Source organism: Gudongella ferriphila (assembly GCF_046224405.1).
In the GTDB taxonomy this organism is placed as follows: domain Bacteria; phylum Bacillota; class Clostridia; order Tissierellales; family Tissierellaceae; genus Gudongella.
On sequence record NZ_JBJXRK010000038.1, the window covers coordinates 1 to 15998 of the forward strand.

The 15998-nt window shown below is 44.5% G+C and carries 19 protein-coding genes and 1 riboswitch; of the genes, 2 read left to right on the forward strand and 17 right to left on the reverse strand.

Features of this window, described 5'->3' with window-relative positions:
* Window positions 1-25: 25 nt before the first annotated feature.
* The 9 genes from radA to ACKVDP_RS12800 all read right to left on the reverse strand — a co-directional run bounded on the left by radA (window position 26) and on the right by ACKVDP_RS12800 (window position 10163).
* Window positions 26-1393, reverse strand: coding sequence for a DNA repair protein RadA (gene radA, locus ACKVDP_RS12760; RefSeq protein ID WP_409229271.1), 1368 nt, complete (start codon window positions 1391-1393; stop codon window positions 26-28).
* Between the two features lie 31 nt (window positions 1394-1424).
* Window positions 1425-3860, reverse strand: a complete 2436-nt coding sequence (locus ACKVDP_RS12765; protein WP_409229272.1) for an ATP-dependent Clp protease ATP-binding subunit — start codon at window positions 3858-3860, stop codon at window positions 1425-1427.
* 12 nt (window positions 3861-3872) lie between these two features.
* Window positions 3873-4889, reverse strand: coding sequence for a protein arginine kinase (locus tag ACKVDP_RS12770; RefSeq protein WP_409229273.1), 1017 nt, complete (start codon window positions 4887-4889; stop codon window positions 3873-3875).
* 1 nt (window position 4890) lies between these two features.
* Window positions 4891-5370 carry a UvrB/UvrC motif-containing protein gene (locus ACKVDP_RS12775; protein ID WP_409229274.1) on the reverse strand — a complete coding sequence of 160 codons (480 nt, stop codon included), beginning with the start codon at window positions 5368-5370 and terminating at the stop codon, window positions 4891-4893.
* Between the two features lie 18 nt (window positions 5371-5388).
* Window positions 5389-5844 carry a CtsR family transcriptional regulator gene (locus ACKVDP_RS12780; protein ID WP_409229275.1) on the reverse strand — a complete coding sequence of 152 codons (456 nt, stop codon included), beginning with the start codon at window positions 5842-5844 and terminating at the stop codon, window positions 5389-5391.
* Between the two features lie 71 nt (window positions 5845-5915).
* Complete coding sequence (locus ACKVDP_RS12785; RefSeq protein WP_409229276.1) at window positions 5916-6698, reverse strand: transglutaminase-like domain-containing protein; 783 nt, start codon at window positions 6696-6698, stop codon at window positions 5916-5918.
* A gap of 14 nt (window positions 6699-6712) precedes the next feature.
* A riboswitch (cyclic di-GMP riboswitch) is annotated at window positions 6713-6786 on the reverse strand.
* Window positions 6787-6951: 165 nt separating this feature from the next.
* Window positions 6952-9021: an elongation factor G gene (gene fusA / locus ACKVDP_RS12790; RefSeq protein ID WP_409229277.1), complete on the reverse strand. Its 2070-nt coding sequence runs from the start codon at window positions 9019-9021 to the stop codon at window positions 6952-6954.
* A 176-nt stretch (window positions 9022-9197) separates the two neighbouring features.
* On the reverse strand, window positions 9198-9536 hold the full coding sequence (locus ACKVDP_RS12795) for a cytoplasmic protein (RefSeq protein ID WP_409229278.1): 339 nt from the start codon (window positions 9534-9536) through the stop codon (window positions 9198-9200).
* 21 nt (window positions 9537-9557) lie between these two features.
* The gene (locus ACKVDP_RS12800; protein WP_409229279.1) at window positions 9558-10163 is read right to left on the reverse strand and encodes a DNA-3-methyladenine glycosylase family protein; all 606 of its coding nucleotides are present in this window, start codon (window positions 10161-10163) and stop codon (window positions 9558-9560) included.
* An 80-nt stretch (window positions 10164-10243) separates the two neighbouring features.
* On the opposite strand from ACKVDP_RS12800, the gene ACKVDP_RS12805 reads away from it, so the two are divergent.
* Window positions 10244-10564: a nitrous oxide-stimulated promoter family protein gene (locus ACKVDP_RS12805; RefSeq protein ID WP_409229280.1), complete on the forward strand. Its 321-nt coding sequence runs from the start codon at window positions 10244-10246 to the stop codon at window positions 10562-10564.
* Here ACKVDP_RS12805 and ACKVDP_RS12810 read toward each other — a convergent pair.
* The 6 genes from ACKVDP_RS12810 to ACKVDP_RS12835 are packed head-to-tail and all read right to left on the reverse strand — an operon-like array spanning window position 10561 to window position 14859.
* Window positions 10561-11724 carry an AI-2E family transporter gene (locus tag ACKVDP_RS12810; protein ID WP_409229281.1) on the reverse strand — a complete coding sequence of 388 codons (1164 nt, stop codon included), beginning with the start codon at window positions 11722-11724 and terminating at the stop codon, window positions 10561-10563. The two genes, ACKVDP_RS12805 and ACKVDP_RS12810, sit on opposite strands and share 4 nt — an antisense overlap.
* The gene (locus ACKVDP_RS12815) at window positions 11721-12701 is read right to left on the reverse strand and encodes a D-cysteine desulfhydrase family protein (protein WP_409229282.1); all 981 of its coding nucleotides are present in this window, start codon (window positions 12699-12701) and stop codon (window positions 11721-11723) included. The genes ACKVDP_RS12810 and ACKVDP_RS12815 overlap by 4 nt, the downstream gene beginning before the upstream one ends.
* A gap of 20 nt (window positions 12702-12721) precedes the next feature.
* The gene (gene lepB, locus ACKVDP_RS12820) at window positions 12722-13330 is read right to left on the reverse strand and encodes a signal peptidase I (protein ID WP_409229283.1); all 609 of its coding nucleotides are present in this window, start codon (window positions 13328-13330) and stop codon (window positions 12722-12724) included.
* A gap of 18 nt (window positions 13331-13348) precedes the next feature.
* Entirely contained in the window at window positions 13349-13717 is a 369-nt protein-coding gene (locus ACKVDP_RS12825) for a DUF2500 domain-containing protein (protein WP_409229284.1), read from the reverse strand.
* 17 nt (window positions 13718-13734) lie between these two features.
* The gene (locus ACKVDP_RS12830; RefSeq protein WP_409229285.1) at window positions 13735-14340 is read right to left on the reverse strand and encodes a histidine phosphatase family protein; all 606 of its coding nucleotides are present in this window, start codon (window positions 14338-14340) and stop codon (window positions 13735-13737) included.
* A gap of 15 nt (window positions 14341-14355) precedes the next feature.
* The gene (locus ACKVDP_RS12835) at window positions 14356-14859 is read right to left on the reverse strand and encodes a GNAT family N-acetyltransferase (RefSeq protein ID WP_409229286.1); all 504 of its coding nucleotides are present in this window, start codon (window positions 14857-14859) and stop codon (window positions 14356-14358) included.
* A 144-nt stretch (window positions 14860-15003) separates the two neighbouring features.
* On the opposite strand from ACKVDP_RS12835, the gene ACKVDP_RS12840 reads away from it, so the two are divergent.
* On the forward strand, window positions 15004-15330 hold the full coding sequence (locus ACKVDP_RS12840) for a 4a-hydroxytetrahydrobiopterin dehydratase (RefSeq protein ID WP_409229287.1): 327 nt from the start codon (window positions 15004-15006) through the stop codon (window positions 15328-15330).
* 95 nt (window positions 15331-15425) lie between these two features.
* Here the strand turns inward: ACKVDP_RS12840 and ACKVDP_RS12845 are convergent, their stop codons facing one another.
* Window positions 15426-15680, reverse strand: a complete 255-nt coding sequence (locus ACKVDP_RS12845; protein ID WP_409229288.1) for a hypothetical protein — start codon at window positions 15678-15680, stop codon at window positions 15426-15428.
* A gap of 80 nt (window positions 15681-15760) precedes the next feature.
* Complete coding sequence (locus ACKVDP_RS12850) at window positions 15761-15901, reverse strand: hypothetical protein (protein WP_409229289.1); 141 nt, start codon at window positions 15899-15901, stop codon at window positions 15761-15763.
* Between the last annotated feature and the right edge of the window lie 97 nt (window positions 15902-15998).

Here is a 15998-nt window from a genome sequence, read left to right on the forward strand (position 1 = left end):
CCATTTTCAGAGTGCCTTTTTTATTCTAAAAAACCTTTCCCAAAACTTCCTTTAGGGTCCTGAGCCTAATTACCTTAAGATTTTCAAGCTTTGTTCCCCTGCCGTAGTCAGCGGATACAAAAGCAGTCCTGATTCCCATTCTGTCAGCCTCCCTAAGCCTTGCATCCAGTGAAGGGACCTTCTTCAGCTCCCCTGTCAAGCCTACATCAGCAAGAAATACAGTATCACTTCCCACAGGTCTGTCATGGACCGAAGAGACTATGCTCACAATCACAGCCAGATTGGCCGAGTGCTCCTTAAGCTTAATACCTCCTGTCGTCTTGATTACAACATTCTTATCATATAGGGGCATCCCTCCCCTCTGTTCAAGTATGGACACAAGTGTGTTCATCTGCTCACGCTTCATGGATTCTCCAATCCTTGCGGGATACGGAGTAAAGGAAGGCGATACAAGTGATTCCACCTCAAGGAGTATTGGCCTTGTACCTTCCCGCACAACCGTCAAGGCACTACCCGAAACCTGATTCTCCTCTGATCGTTTAGTCATGAAGTACTCCGAGGGGTTATCGATTGAAACCATACCGTCCTCTGTCATATTGAAAAATCCCATCTCACCGGTGGACCCATACCTGTTCTTTGTTGAAACAAGGCTACGTAGCTCTTCTCCGCTCTCACCCTCTATTACAAGAACCGTATCCACCAAATGCTCAAGAGCCCTTACACCTGCCAGCTCGTCATCCTTTGTCATCTGACCGACTATGAATACTATTCTAGGCTTGTCAGGCCTCTTCGCAATTTTCACAAGCTCGTAGGCACACTCCATGGTCTGGGTCGGAGAACCCGCCCGTGATGTTGGAAACTCATCCAAAGTAAAGGTCTGGATGCTGTCCACTATTATGAATCTGGCATCTGTCCTCTCAATGATATCAAGAATTGAGTTCAGGCTGTTGTCCGACACCACATGAAGGTCATCGTGTATCTGTTTAAGTATCCTGTCAGCCCGGGACTTTATCTGTGATGTGGATTCCTCCCCCGAGGCGTATAGGGTCTTAATTCCCTGCCTGGCTAGATCGTTTGCAACCTGAAGCAGCAGGGTTGATTTTCCCGCGCCTGGTTTTGCAGTAAGTATGGTGACGGAGTCCTTGATGATTCCGCCACCCATAACCCTGTCAAATTCATTGATGGAGGTTTTTATCCTCTGACTGTTAGTTGCCTGGATCTTGTTCAGTCTTTCTGCAGTGCTTGCGGTTTTCACCTTTCTACCGGAGGAGGTCTCAGCCCTTTCAACTTCCTGAAAGGAGCCGAAGGCGCCACATTCGGGGCACCTTCCCATAAAACCAACCATTTCATATCCACATTCGCTGCATCTGTTAATCTTACTTTTCTTAGCCAATAATTTCTCCTCCCGGGATCTTTGTCATAGATTACGCCTTGTTGAAGGTCAGCTTCTCCCCGTCATACTCCACATTGATCCTCTCATCCTTGGAAACCGTACCCTTAAGGATTTCCTCTGCCAGCTGGTCCTCAATCATCTTTCTTATGGTCCTCTCGAGAGGCCTTGCTCCAAACACAGCATCGAAGCCATGCTTTGAAATATACTTCTTGGTTTCATCTGAAATCTTGATGTTGACCCCAATCTTTTCCATTCGCTTTTCAAGATCCTTAACCATTATATCAACAATCTCCTCCACCTGATCCTCCTTCAGACCGTGGAATACAATAACCTCATCCAGCCTGTTGAGAAACTCAGGTCTAAAGGTCCTTTTAAGCTCCTCTGTTATGATATCCTTCATTCTGTCATACTCTTGAACTTCCTTGTCTTCTGCAGCAGCGAAGCCAAGAACATTCTGTTTCTTTATTGAAGTGGCGCCAGCATTTGAAGTCATGATTATGACTGTATTCTTGAAGTCAACCGTCCTTCCCTTGTTGTCCGTGAGCCTACCGTCATCCAGTATCTGAAGAAGCATGTTGAATACATCAGGATGTGCCTTTTCAATCTCATCGAAAAGAACAACCGAGTATGGCTTTCTTCTGACAGCCTCTGTCAGCTGACCTCCCTCATCATATCCAACATATCCTGGAGGTGAACCAACAAGCCTTGATACGGAATGCTTCTCCATGTACTCACTCATGTCGATCCTGATCATTGCATCCTCTTCACCGAACAGGGCTTCAGCAAGCGCCTTGGCCAGGTGGGTTTTTCCAACCCCCGTAGGACCAACAAAGATAAAGCTTCCAATTGGCTTTCGTGGGTCCTTGAGTCCTACCCTTGCCCTTCTAACTGCCGCTGATACGGCCTTTACAGCCTGGTCCTGTCCAACCACCTTCCTGTGGAGGACCTCTTCAAGCTTTAGGAGCCTCTCGCTTTCCTCGGTGGTCATTCTGCTCACAGGAACTCCTGTCCAGTTTGATACGATTTCAGCTATCTCATCGTATCCCACAACAAGGTTATTCTCCCGCTTTTGCTTCTGCCACTTAATCTTTCTGCTTTCAATCTGTTCCTTAATATCCTTTTCCTTGTCCCTAATGTTGGCAGCCTTCTCAAAGTTCTGGGTGTTGATTGCCTCTTCCTTCTCGTGCTCAAGTTCCTCAAGCCTTTCCTCAAGGTCCTTCAGGTCATCAGGGGCCACATAGGTGTTCACCCTGATTTTGGATGCAGCCTCATCTATCAGGTCAATTGCCTTGTCAGGCAGGAACCTGTCAGCGATGTACCTGTGGGAAAGCTCCGCTGCAGCCTCAAGGGCGTCATCAAGGATCTTGACACCATGATGGGCTTCGTATCTGTCACGGAGTCCCTCAAGAATCTTAATTGTATCCCCGATGTTCGGTTCCTCGACCATTATAGGCTGAAGCCTTCTTTCAAGGGCGGTGTCCTTTTCAATGTGCTTTCTGTACTCGTCTATTGTGGTGGCTCCGATTATCTGGAGCTCTCCTCTTGCCAGGGTTGGCTTAAGGATGTTGGAGGCATCTATCGCACCCTCCGCAGCTCCTGCCCCAACGATTGTGTGGAGCTCATCTATAAAGAGGATGACATCTCCTGCATCCTTCAATTCCTTCATGACGGACTTAAGCCTTTCCTCAAACTCACCTCTGTACTTTGCACCTGCAATCATACCTGGCAGGTCCAGTGTGACAATTCTTTTGTCCTTGATAATTTCAGGAACATCCCCCTCGACTATCTTCTGGGCAAGGCCTTCCGCTATGGCAGTCTTACCTACACCTGGCTCACCAATAAGCACGGGATTGTTCTTGGTTCTTCTGCTCAGTACCTGTACAACCCTTTCAATCTCCTTCATTCTACCGATCACAGGGTCAATCTCACCATCCTGTGCCATTTTGTTAAGGTCTATGCTGTATTTTTCAAGATTTGATTGTCCTTTCTTGTCGTTTTGCTGCTGCTGAGCCTGCTGCTGTTTTGGAGTGGCCTGAGTAAGCTTCTTGGCAACAGATTCCGCAAGCTTGGCAGGGTCAACCCCCATTCTTCTAAGAATGGTTACCGCAATTCCCTCACCTTCTCCAATTAGGCCAAGGATAAGGTGCTCTGTACTTACGTAGTTGTGACCAAGGTTCCTAGCCTCGCTCACAGCAAGCTCAAATATCTTTTTGGTTCTGGGAGTAAATCCAACCAGTTCAACTGTCTCCTCACCCATTCCAACAATGTCATAAACCTGCTTTCTTGCATTGTCCAGGGTCACCCCCATCTCCTTGAGGCTCAAGGCAGCAATCCCCTGTTCCTCCGCTATAAGACCCAGCAGAAGATGCTCTGTTCCCACATAGTTGTGGTTGAACTTCTTAGCCTCCTCCTGGGCAAGTAAAATTGACTTTTGCGCCCTTTCTGTGAATCTACCAAACATTCCCATAATATACCTCCATCATTTGAAATATTCTCTGGTCAGGTCAGCCCTGACCTTGTCTCTCTCCTTCTTGTCCATGGCCCTCTTTTCTGAAACCTGAACGTTTCCCGGCTTAATCCATATCATCAGCCTGATCAGGTCACTGCCCCTGAAATCCCTCAGTATACCGATGTCAGAGCCAAGCTTGACCATTGATATATGCTTCATTGCCTCCTTGGAGGATAATATCCTTGCACTCCTCAAGATTCCCAAGGACCTGTATACCTTATCCTCCAGCTCGGTTTCCTTCTTTTCCACATAGTATATCCTCGTGCTCTTTTCCCTCTTTATAAGCTGCTGTACAACCCTGTTTAGCTTCTCTATTATCTCCTCTTCGGATTCACCGAGGGTAAGCTGATTTGAAACCTGGTAAAGGTCTCCAACCGCCTCTGTCCCCTCGCCATACAGTCCTCTTATTGTAAGCCCTATCTTTCTTAGGGCGTTTATTATGCTGCCAATGTGACCGGTCATTGTAACTCCGGGAAGATGCAGCATCACAGATGCTCTCAGGCCGGTACCGGTGTTTGTGGGGCAGGCTGTAAGATATCCGTACTCCGTGTGGTATGCAAAATCAAGCTTTTCCTCCAGAAGGTCGTCTATCTTGGAACAAAGCTCCCATCCACCCAGAAGGTCCAACCCAGGTAGAAGTGTTTGCAGCCTGATATGATCCTCCTCGTTGATCATAATGGTGACCCGCTCATCATCCCGCATGAAAAAGCAGCCCTTGTCTATTTGTTCCAGAAGTCCAGGGCTTATGATATGATTCTCCATAAACCTTACCCTTTCACGATTTTCCATTTCCCTTAATCGATAAAGCTTGTAATCTCCATCTGGAAACTTCTCATCAACGGCATTGATTATCTCATCTGCGGTTTCCTGGGCCTGTTCCCTTGTGGAATATAGGGGAAAGACCTCTTCCCGAATGTTTCTTGCCACCCTAAGTCTAGTGCTTACAACTACTGGGTCATATTCCTGCGGATCTAGCCAAATTGTCATCCTATTCACCTCTTTTGTCTGAATCCATAATGGTTCTGATTCTCTTTATTTCATCCCGCAGCACAGCAGCTTTCTCATATTCCTCTTGTTTTACCGCTTCCTGAAGCTCCTTGTCCAAGCTGTCGATGTCCTCCTGGTGTCTGACCATTGAGTAGCCTCTCTTGGGTATCTTCCCACTGTGCTTTGTGTGACCGTGTATTCCACGGATGACATTGGAAAGCTCCTTGCCGAATGCGTCATAGCACCTTGAGCACCCAAGCTTTCCAGTGGATCTGAACTTCTCATAGCTCAATCCACAGTTGGGGCATTTTGTATCCACCGTAACTCCCTCAAATAACTTGTGCAAGGGGAAATGCTCCTGAATGTCCTTTTGGATACCGGCTGCACATACCTCACATAGATGATGGTCTTCCATAACTCCGTTTATGATGCTGGTGTAGTGAATCTTAGCTTCCCTATCATTGCAGGATTCGCATTTCATAGTCTGTCACACTCCAATCTATTTAACCAGAACCAGCAGTATGTTCCTTAAGACAGATGCCCTGATTGCATTTCTGTCACCAGGGTCACAATTAAAGGCTCTATCGCTTACAGCAGCCTTTATGATTTCAGCCTCCCTGCCGGAAATAACCTCTTCCTCCTGTAGGGCCACAATGATCTCATGGGCCTTGTTTTCAGTGAGTGATTCCCCAACTATATTCTGAATGATATTGTTAAGGCTAATGTCTTCCTGGAGCTTCACTTTTACAATTTTAATATACCCACCGCCACCTCTTCTACTCTCAATATAGTATCCTTTGTAAGGGGTAAATCTTGTGCTAAGGACATAATTTATTTGTGAGGGGGCGCATTCAAACTGACTTGCAAGCTCATTTCTCTGTATTTCAACCACACCGTCCATCTCATCGATGAGCTCCTTTAGGAACTGTTCGATGATGTTGCTCAATCCAGCCATGTTTATCCCTTCTTTCTGACTTTGACTTTCTTTGTCTTTTACCCAAAAAAATTAAGCCCTAACAGGCTTAATTAATATTCCCTAACTTTTTGGTATTCCATTTCACTCTTGACCATCTTAACAGTCATGTCATTCTGGTAGTACGCAGCATCAAAGGTGGTGTCGATTATGATCCAGCTTCCGTTGATATAGACCTCATTCCATGCGTGATAAACATCTACTCCCGCAGCGTATCCCTTAACCAGCTTGGTTGGGATTCCCTGAGATCTCAAAAGTCCTGCAAAGACCGCCGAGTAATCGTAGCAGATTCCCTGACCGCTTGTTATTGTCTCGTCGATTGAAGGAATGTAGGAATCATTGAGGTAATTGATCTTCTCATAATCGTATTTGATGTTGTTTACCATATAATTGTATGCCTTAAGCATCTTTTGGTAGTCGGAATCAGCATCAGCAAACAACGATGCGGCCAACCCTTCCATCACTGACTGGTCATTCCAATAAACAGGCTGACTTGATGTCAGGTATACATTCTCATTCCACTCTGATATGTTGGTTTCTGATTTTCCAAGAACCTGGTACTTGTTGCCCTCAATATTTTTCAGAAGCTTCACAGTATAGACTCCTTCTCCCAGCTGAAGGGGGATGAACTCCTGTGTGCTGTTCATGCTGTAGAAATACTTCTCAGTACCCTTTTCCACCATGACTCTCATATTGCTTCCGTATGCCAAACTGTTTATCATAAGCTGATTATTGTCTATAGTTGTAACGCCGAAGCTCTCAGCAGCATTTGATGTCCCAATTATTCCAAACAAAAAAACAAATACCAATAAAAGGCTCAATACTCTCCTCTTCACGTGTAAACTCTCCTTTCGGTAGCTGGCTGCCTTTTCAGGCCCTATAGCTTTGCGTCCCTACCTCTCGATAGGTTTGCCTTTGTCGTTTGACAGTACACAAAAAGGGGCTGCCTTCTTGCATTTGTCATACTAATCATTCTTGCTAATATTAATTTACACAATCATTATACCACAATATAATCAACTGTAAACCTTTATTTTGCAATAGTTACATAAATTTTCAGCCCGGTATAAAACCGGGCTGATCAATTGGCTAATTATTCTCTTTTTCAGCTTTTGCCTCAGCAATGATTTTTTCAGCTATCATCTGAGGAACCTCTTCATATCTGACAAATTCCATTGTAAAGCTTCCCCTTGCCTGGGTCATTGCCCTTAAATCGATTGCATATTCAAACATCTCTGCATGTGGGGCCTCCGCTATGATCTTCTGGCTTCCGTCAGCCTGCTGCTCCATACCGAGAATCCTACCTCTACGCTTGTTCATGTCTCCCATGACATCGCCCATGTAGTCCTCAGGTATCTTGACCTCTACCTTTACGATAGGCTCAAGAAGTATTGGCTTTGCCTCTTCCATACCCTTCTTGAAGGCTATGGACGCTGCTATCTTAAATGCCATCTCGTTTGAGTCAACGTCATGATATGAACCATCAAACAGTGTAGCCTTGATGTTTACGACTGGATAGCCTGCAAGAACTCCATGCTCCAGGGATTCTCTTACCCCTTTTTCGACAGCTGGCCAGAAGTTTCTCGGAACTGACCCGCCAAAAATTTCCTCCTGGAATACAAATTCCTCTTCACAAGGCTCAAATCTCATATGGACATCTCCGTACTGACCTGCTCCACCTGACTGTTTCTTGTGCTTACCCTGTACGGTTGCAGTGCCTTTTATTGTCTCCCTGAAGGCGATCTTTGGACTCTTAAGAACCACATCAACTCCAAAATTAGTCTTCAGCTTGTCAACTATTACGGTAAGCTGCATGTTGCCCTGTCCACCAATAAGCAGCTGCTTCGTTTCTGTGTTTCTCTCTATAACAAATGTAGGGTCCTCATCTATCATCTTGTTTAGGGATGTACCGATCTTCTCCTCGTCACCCTTGTTCTTTGGCTCAACTGCCATGAACAGTGTTGGCTGGGGATATTTTATTGTCTCATAAAGTGTCTGATTGTTCTTGTCACAAAGGGTGTCACCGGTTTGGGTGTAGGCAAGCTTTGATGTTGCTCCAATGTCCCCTGCCATAATCTCTGAAATCTCCACCTGGTTCTTACCTCTAAGAATGAACAACCCACCTAGCTTCTCCGCCTTTTCCTTGGTTGAGTTATACACTTCAGTATCCTTTGTGAGCTTTCCTGAAACAACCTTGAACAAGGTAAGCTTTCCAACGAAGGGGTCAACAATGGTCTTGAAAACAACTGCTGAGAAGGGCTCGTTTACATCAACCTTTCTGATTATCTCCTCTCCATCCTTGGTTCCCTTTACGCTTCCAACATCTGCTGGAGACGGAATGTATCTTTGGATAAGGTCAAGAAGGAAATCAACCCCCATTGCCTTTTCTGCACAGCCGACAACAAGTGGTACCAGGGTTCCGTTTGAAACGCTTCCCCTTATTCCCCTCGTTATCTCCTCCTGGGTGAACTCTTCACCCTCAAAGTACTTCTCCATAAGCGCCTCTTCGGAAAGTGCTATCCTTTCCATGAACAACTCTCTATATTCATCAACCTTTGACTTTTGGGCATCGTTTAGAGGAACTTCCTTCCTGTTCTTTCCATCGTATTCATAAGCAACTTCATCTATAAGATTTGCAAAGCCATTGAAACCCTCTCCAGTTGTGTTGGGGTATGCAAAGGGAACTATCTTGTCCCCAAATTGGCCTATCAGATCCTCAAGCAACTTATCAAAGTTGATATTTTCCTTGTCCATTTTATTTACGAATATGATTCGCGGTGTGTCGTACTTCTCAAGGTTCTTCCATGCCTTCTCTGTCCCTACCTCAATTCCCGAGGAAGCGTCCACAAGAAGCACTGAACCTTCACTTGCTCTTTTAGCTCCATACATTTCACCGATAAAATCGAAATATCCTGGTGTATCCAGTATATTGAATTTGGTATTATTCCATTCTACCGGGATAACTGCTGTTCCGATTGAGACGTGTCTGGCAATCTCCTGCTTGTCAAAATCTGACATTGTGTTCCCGTCTGTAACCTTTCCCTGTCTTGTAGTCACACCTGTTGCAAATAGCATTGCTTCTGTTAAAGTGGTCTTACCATTACTGCTGTGCCCGAGTAGGGCTACATTTCTGATCTTTTCCGTTGAATACGCTTTCAAGATACATTCCCCCTAACTAGAATTTTAAAAGATATGATAACCTTTTCAATTACTGCAATTTTCAAACAAGTTTAAATTCTACACCTATTCATTATAACATGAATCTTTTGTTTAATCAAAATATATTTGAGGTCAAAAAAGCACCCCAAAGGGGCGCTTTATGGCGTTTTCTCGGTTTATAGGGTAATGATTTCGTACCCATCCTTTATGTAGTCCTCCATGGCCGGATGACCTTCAAGATTTCCTTTTATTGGTATCCCTACAGTCTCGTTGAACTCCAGAACTCCCAGCTTTGCAGAGCACGCCTTGCAGATGCAGTCAAACAAACCCATTTCCTTTGCCTTGAGGTATGGCTTGTTCTCACCCTTTTCAAGCTTGTCTATCAGGGTGACTGCCTCGCCCTCCATTATGATCTTTACAGGATATCCCTTCTTGTGCAGGTCCATGGCATTGAGTACCAGGTGCATAAAGCACATCTCATCTCCTCTGAATGCGAAAAATGCAATCTTTCTCATGTTATTTCCTCCTTTCAAACATCACTGATTTGAAGCTTCCTCCCAAAGATAAAGTGATGCAACGGTTCCGTATGGGGTGAACAGCTCCCTGAAATGGGGATGCAGGTCTTTTTTGATCTCCTCCAAGCCGTAAGCCCTCTGAAGTCCCCGCCTGATTCCCAAATCATCGAAGCTTAGGACATCCTTCCTCCCAAAGGAGAAGATTAGCATCATCTCCGCAGTCCACCTTCCAACACCCTTCAAGCCAACCAGGCTTTTTATTATTTCCTCATCTGGAAGTTCCTTGAGCGCTTCAAAGTCAACAGCTCCGTTCAGAACAGCTTCAACTATACCCTTGATATACCCTGCCTTCCTAAAGGATACTCCGCATTCCTGAATCTCCTCCAGGCTTAGTCCACCTATGCTGTTCACAGATAGCTCACCAGCCCGTTGGACCAGTCTCCCTTCCACAGTCTCAGCAGCTTTTGTGGAGATCTGTTGACTTATTATGCTTCCAACAAGGGCTGAAAAGGGGTCGGAATTGACCTCCCTTTCTATATGCCCGTGCTTTTCAATCAAGCTCTTCATAACCCTATCTCTAGCTGCCAAATATTCCTTTTCCTGTTTTCCGTACTTGAAATATTCCATCCCCTACTCCTTCTATATTCAATTTAGGCTGCCAAAATGCTATAATAACCATATATCCACAATCCAAGGAGGCTTTCACCATGGAAAAATTCACTGCTGGCAAGAAAATCACAAGAGAAAAGGAAATAGTAGCCCTTATGATTGACCTCTACTATAAAGGCAGCCAAAACTCCCTGTCAAAGGAAGAATACCTTGACCTTAAGGACTACTGCCTAAAAAAGCTTGATTCCTGCGTCTTTGGTGAAGACAAGAGCTTCTGTTCCTCCTGTAATATCCACTGCTATGATAAGGATTACAGGGAAAAAATCCGTTCCGTCATGAGATACTCAGCACCCAGGATGCTCTTTTATCATCCAATAATCATGCTAAGTCACATGAAGACCTCCCTAAAAAGATCCTAGAAGTATTCTCTGGTCTCTATTGGAAGACCCTTCTTTGCCAACCGTCTTTCCACATTGTCCTTTATTATGGAGTAGACAAACACGAAAAGGGGTACTCCAATGATCAGTCCTATGAAGCCCAATAGCTTTCCTGCCACAAGAAGTGAGAACAATATCCAAAATGCTGATATCCCAAGGGAATCACCAAGGATCTTTGGCCCCAGGATATTGCCATCAAACTGCTGAAGCAATATGACAATCACTATAAACCAAAGTGCCTGAATAGGTGAAACAATTGCTATAATGAAAACTCCCGGAACCGCTCCGATAAATGGCCCAAAGAATGGGATAATGTTTGTAACCCCAATGATAAAGGAGACAAGAATTGGAAATGGCATTTGGAATATCATAAGGATAATGTAGGTCAAAATCCCTATGATAAAGGAATCCAGGATTTTCCCGCTCAGAAACCTTCCAAAAATTGTATCGGCCCTTCTTGCAAGCTCCAAGGTCCTGTTCGCCCTGGGTCCATGGAAAATGGAGTAGGTCACCTTTCTTCCAAGAGCCCTGAACCTGTCCTTGTCAAAGAGCAGATAAACGGAAACTATTATACCTATTGCTATGTTCCAGATGCTTGCAAGGACCAGGCCTACGATACTTCCTATAACCGGAATAAGACCTGTCACAAATCCCAAAGTGTTGTCAAGCACTCCATTCCACCAGTCAACAATATACTGGAGATAATCCTCCCTGATATGGAGACCCTCAATCTGTTCTATCACCCACATTGAAATGCTGTCGAAGTTATCTGTGACCAGGGTCACAAGCCTTGCAACAGATGCAATAAGCTGGGGTATTACAATTATTGCAAAAAGGTATCCAATTGTACCCACTATGGCGTAGGTAAATATTATTCCAATGGCCCTTTTAAGCCTTGGCATATTGACTTTTTTCATCAATGGATTTGTAATCACCTTTTCAATTATCTCAAGGATGAAATTGAAGAGGTAGGCCATCACTGCACCTATTATTATCGGCTGCAAGGACCCAAGAAACGTCGACACCTTTTCACTAAATACTGCAATATCAGAGGCGATCAGATAGAAGACTATGCTTAGGCAAATAACAACCAGGGAATATGCAGCTATTGTAAGGTATCTAACATTCCATTCAATCTTCATATTCTGCCTCTCACCTCCCGTGTCCAGCCAAAGATTCCCCCTGTATGTATAAACAGGATGTTTCCATACTTATCCAGATTTCCCGCTTTGATCTCCTGAACCAATCCATACATTGCTTTTCCAGTGTATACCGGATCCAGGACCAGGCCTTCAAGTCTCGCAAGCCATTTGATGAACTGAAGCTCCTCATCCCTGCTGAGGGCATAACCAAGACCAGGGTAACCATCAATGATATTGATATCTTCTTTCTCTATCTCAAATGGAATTTCCATGTACCCTTTCATTTCCTTCAGCAGCTCCACGACCCTTTCCCTGAAGTACTCTGCAGTAGAGGAGATATTGATTCCAAGTACGTCCCTCATCCCTCCATCCATCCTGTTTCCGGCATAGAGGCCTGCAAAGGTTCCACCTGAGCCTACAGTTGCAACAATTGCATCAAACTTAAAGCCCAGCTCCTTTTCCTGTGCTGCAATTTCATTGTAGGCATTAAGGTAGCCAAATGAACCAATCCCATTTGATGCACCAATTGGAAGAATATAGCCTTTTTTACCATCCAGATCAATTTGAGCCTTCAACCCCTCCATAATCTCATCTAGGGAATTTTCAAATTCCTCTGGGGTGACAAACACAACCTGGGCACCCATAAGGGTTTCAAGGAAAAGATTTCCCTCACGATCCTCCTTATCCTCACCTCTGAGCACAAGGGTGCAGCCCATTCCAAGCTTGGCAGCAACGGCTGCCGTTGCCCTGGCATGATTTGACTGTATTCCCCCGCAGGTGATGAGATGATTGCAGCCACGGTCAAGAGCCTCCTTAGCTGCGAATTCAAGCTTTCTCACCTTGTTTCCAGATACCTCCATCCCGGTCTGGTCATCTCTTTTTATCCAGATGTTCTTGCCCAGCTCCTGGCTAAGTCTTTCAAGCTTTTCAATTTTTGTCGGCAGATTTGCCAATCTTATTCTTTCAGGCATTTTCATAACGATACCCCCTGGATTTTTTAGTCTATTGATCCAAATTTGCTGAATGGAAATATTCTAAAGGCAACCTTGCCCTTAACCTGCTCAGTGTCAACAAAGCCAATAACACGGCTATCAAGACTGTTCTCCCTGTTGTCCCCAAGGACAAACAGCTTCCCTTCCGGTACGCTCCAGCCAGTCTCCCCACTGGAATAGGTCATCTTGTCAATGTATGGCTCATTGAGCCTTTCACCGTTTACAAATACCTCTCCATCTATGAGTTCCACCTGGTCTCCTCCTACAGCAATCACTCTCTTTATAAGGAGATTCTTTTCTGCAGCTCCAGTTAGCCTGAACCTTAGGCTGTTTCTGATGTCACTTATCTCGTTTATCATGTTCCTAATCAGGCCCTTCTCTATGGGATTCTTGTCAAATATGATCACATCTCCCCTTTCAGGGTCTGTGAAGAAGTACCCCACCCTATTTACTACAAGCCTGTCACCCTGGATGAAGGTTGGCTCCATTGACTGCTCCATAACCATTGTCATGGAAACTATGTTGGATATTATAAAGAGTGCAACCAGCAGCGCCACCACAAGGGATGATATCCAGCTGAAAATCTCACCCATGATACTTTTTCCATTACCCATATATTTCAGTCCCTTCAGTTATAAGTCAGTAAATCTATCAAAGCTGTGGAATCTGGTTCCTTGAAAAACCAACACTCCCGCATCACCTTCAACCATCATTCCATATTCCTTTCCCTTTACCTGAAGCTCCAGTCTGTCCCCGCTGGCAAACTGAAAGGTAACAAAGTAGCTGGTATGTCCTGTCCCCATGTGATGATTGTTATGGGTGTTTGCAGACCTTCTGAAATTCTCTCTTTTTGATACAACTGTAGCGTTTACATTAAGAATCGGTTGATTATTGTTCTTCTTCCAACCAAGCAGCCCTTTAATCACCGTAACTGCAATAACAGCAAAAATCAGCAAAAAGAATATAGGAAAAAGCATAAACATTAAATTAAACCCACTCATCTAATAACCTCCATCGATCACTTGTGAAAATGAGATGTATCCCCTTCCAGCTCAAGAGCCCATAATTCTCCACTTTTCCTGAATACACTCAAGGAAGTTCCAGGAAAAACATCAATCTCGGAAATAGTGCCCCTGGGCAAGCCCTTAAGGATGGTCACCAAGGCCTTTATTGTGACACCGTGAGCCACAATCAACACATTCTCCCCACCGGATTCCACAATAACCTTAAGACCCCTTTCAACCCTGTCAAAGAGCTCCTCAATGGTCTCTCCTCCGCAGGATTTGTACTTCATTGGATTTGTCATGTAGTTGTTGAACTCCTCAAAGTATTTCTTCTTGATGTCAACAAGTCTCTGACCCTCCCAAAGACCGAATCCGATTTCCCTTAATTCCATGATCTGCCTGATTTCAACATCCTTGCCGTCCTTGATAATTTCAGCGGTCTTTACCGCCCTGTACTGGTCGCTTGAGTATATGATGTCAAAATCAATATCCCTTATTGCATCCCTCAATCGCTCAGCTCTCTCCAGCCCCTTGGGTGTAAGCGGGGAATTCATCCAGCCCTGTAGTCGCCCTTCAGTGTTCCACTGGGTCTGTCCATGTCTTGTTATATATAATCTCAACTCTCTTCCTCCCTGTTAAAATTCCTCTGCCAAATCCACCAAGGCCTTGTCACAGACCCTGTAAACCGTCCATTCATCCATGGGGATGGCCCCTATGCTCTTATAAAAGTCGATGGAGGATTTGTTCCAGTCAAGACACCACCACTCGAATCTTCCACAGCCCCTTTCCAGAGCCAGCTTTGCAAGGTAGGATAGGAGCAGTTTCCCGATGCCCCTCCCTCTCATTTCAGGCCTTACATAAAGGTCCTCAAGATAAAGTCCCGGTCTTCCCAGGAATGTTGAAAAATTGTGGAAGAACAGCGCAAAACCTACTGGCTCTCCCTTATATTCTGCAATTACGACCTCAGCAGCCTTTCTGACAAAAAGACTCTCCCTTAAGATCTCCTCAGTTGCCACAACCTCGTGAAGCAGCTTCTCATAGTCAGCAAGCTCCTTTATGAATCTAAGTATCAGGGAAAGGTCCTCTTTCACTGCCAATCTCAAGGTAACATCCTCAACTCTTGTTTCAATTCTATCCATCAAGCCATCTCCTCCCAATTATTACTCAATTAAGTAAATTATATCACAAGGACGAGCTTAATTGGCAGCTTAAATAAACACTATTTCAATAATTCTGGCTATTTCTGGGTAACAATAGGTTAGATGATAAAGGAGGTGTTCAGTTTGAGCGATCTTTCAAATAAAAAGTGTACCCCTTGTGAGGTTGGAGCAATACCCCTTCAACCTGAGGAGATAAAGAACATGCTCAAGGACCTTGATGAGGGCTGGAGCAGCGATGACGACAAGTCCATCCACAAGACCTTCAAGTTTGATGACTTCATGGGGGCAATGAACTTTGCAAATAGCATTGCAAAGCTTGCCGAGGAGGAAGGCCACCACCCAACCCTGACAGTATCCTGGGGAAAGCTAAAGGCAAGCCTTATGACACACAAAATCAAGGGGCTTCACGAGAATGATTTTATCCTGGCAGCAAAAATAGACAAGCTATAAAAGAAAGAACCCCAGATTTCTTGGCCTTGAAAATAGCCATTGAAATTTTAGGGTTCTCTTTTTTCCCATACCTAGGTATTAAAAGTCTGTACAATCTAATTTTCTATTCTCATGAAAATATCTTTTGCCTCTCCTACCTTCACTACACTTCCCTTCTCCAATACAACAACCCTGTCAGCTATTGCAAGACTTATGGCAAGAAACAGCCTACAGGACCCATCCTTGAAAATCTGTCGCAAACCGTAAGTCCTGTTATCTATGTCAATTAAGAAAATCATTACCGCAACAGCAATGACAGCACCTGGAATTGAATACCCCAGTATTGTTATCCTTGTGTAACCCTTTGTCAAAAAATTCTGCTTTATCCTTGAGTAGTTTGCAATTACTATTGAGATGACCACGATTAGAATTGTGGCTACAAGAGTAACCCTTAGGGAGTTATAAAATACTCCATGAATTTCACATCCAGAATTTCACTGTAGGTCAGGAAAGCCCAGTTAAGAAGCTGAATAGTGGGAATCAGAAAGCCAAGACCAAAGACCACATAGCAGTATAGTATTGCAAGTGCCATTTTTCCACCCTTTAGTTCAATGGGTTGAATCGGTCTTTATCATATCCGAGGCGACAGAACCGTCATGGACACTTGCAGGAGTAACTTTTATTGATAG

What these genes read in the sequence shown, in the direction of transcription:
- ACKVDP_RS12850 (WP_409229289.1), bottom strand. Translation starts at nt 15,901, where the DNA reads ATGGCACTTGCAATACTATACTGCTATGTGGTCTTTGGTCTTGGCTTT.
- ACKVDP_RS12800 (WP_409229279.1), bottom strand. Translation starts at nt 10,163, where the DNA reads ATGGAATATTTCAAGTACGGAAAACAGGAAAAGGAATATTTGGCAGCT.
- ACKVDP_RS12805 (WP_409229280.1), top strand. Translation starts at nt 10,244, where the DNA reads ATGGAAAAATTCACTGCTGGCAAGAAAATCACAAGAGAAAAGGAAATA.
- ACKVDP_RS12775 (WP_409229274.1), bottom strand. Translation starts at nt 5,370, where the DNA reads ATGAAATGCGAATCCTGCAATGATAGGGAAGCTAAGATTCACTACACC.
- ACKVDP_RS12780 (WP_409229275.1), bottom strand. Translation starts at nt 5,844, where the DNA reads ATGGCTGGATTGAGCAACATCATCGAACAGTTCCTAAAGGAGCTCATC.
- ACKVDP_RS12825 (WP_409229284.1), bottom strand. Translation starts at nt 13,717, where the DNA reads ATGAGTGGGTTTAATTTAATGTTTATGCTTTTTCCTATATTCTTTTTG.
- ACKVDP_RS12835 (WP_409229286.1), bottom strand. Translation starts at nt 14,859, where the DNA reads ATGGATAGAATTGAAACAAGAGTTGAGGATGTTACCTTGAGATTGGCA.
- ACKVDP_RS12795 (WP_409229278.1), bottom strand. Translation starts at nt 9,536, where the DNA reads ATGAGAAAGATTGCATTTTTCGCATTCAGAGGAGATGAGATGTGCTTT.
- ACKVDP_RS12765 (WP_409229272.1), bottom strand. Translation starts at nt 3,860, where the DNA reads ATGGGAATGTTTGGTAGATTCACAGAAAGGGCGCAAAAGTCAATTTTA.
- lepB (WP_409229283.1), bottom strand. Translation starts at nt 13,330, where the DNA reads ATGGGTAATGGAAAAAGTATCATGGGTGAGATTTTCAGCTGGATATCA.
- ACKVDP_RS12815 (WP_409229282.1), bottom strand. Translation starts at nt 12,701, where the DNA reads ATGAAAATGCCTGAAAGAATAAGATTGGCAAATCTGCCGACAAAAATT.
- ACKVDP_RS12810 (WP_409229281.1), bottom strand. Translation starts at nt 11,724, where the DNA reads ATGAAGATTGAATGGAATGTTAGATACCTTACAATAGCTGCATATTCC.
- ACKVDP_RS12770 (WP_409229273.1), bottom strand. Translation starts at nt 4,889, where the DNA reads ATGACAATTTGGCTAGATCCGCAGGAATATGACCCAGTAGTTGTAAGC.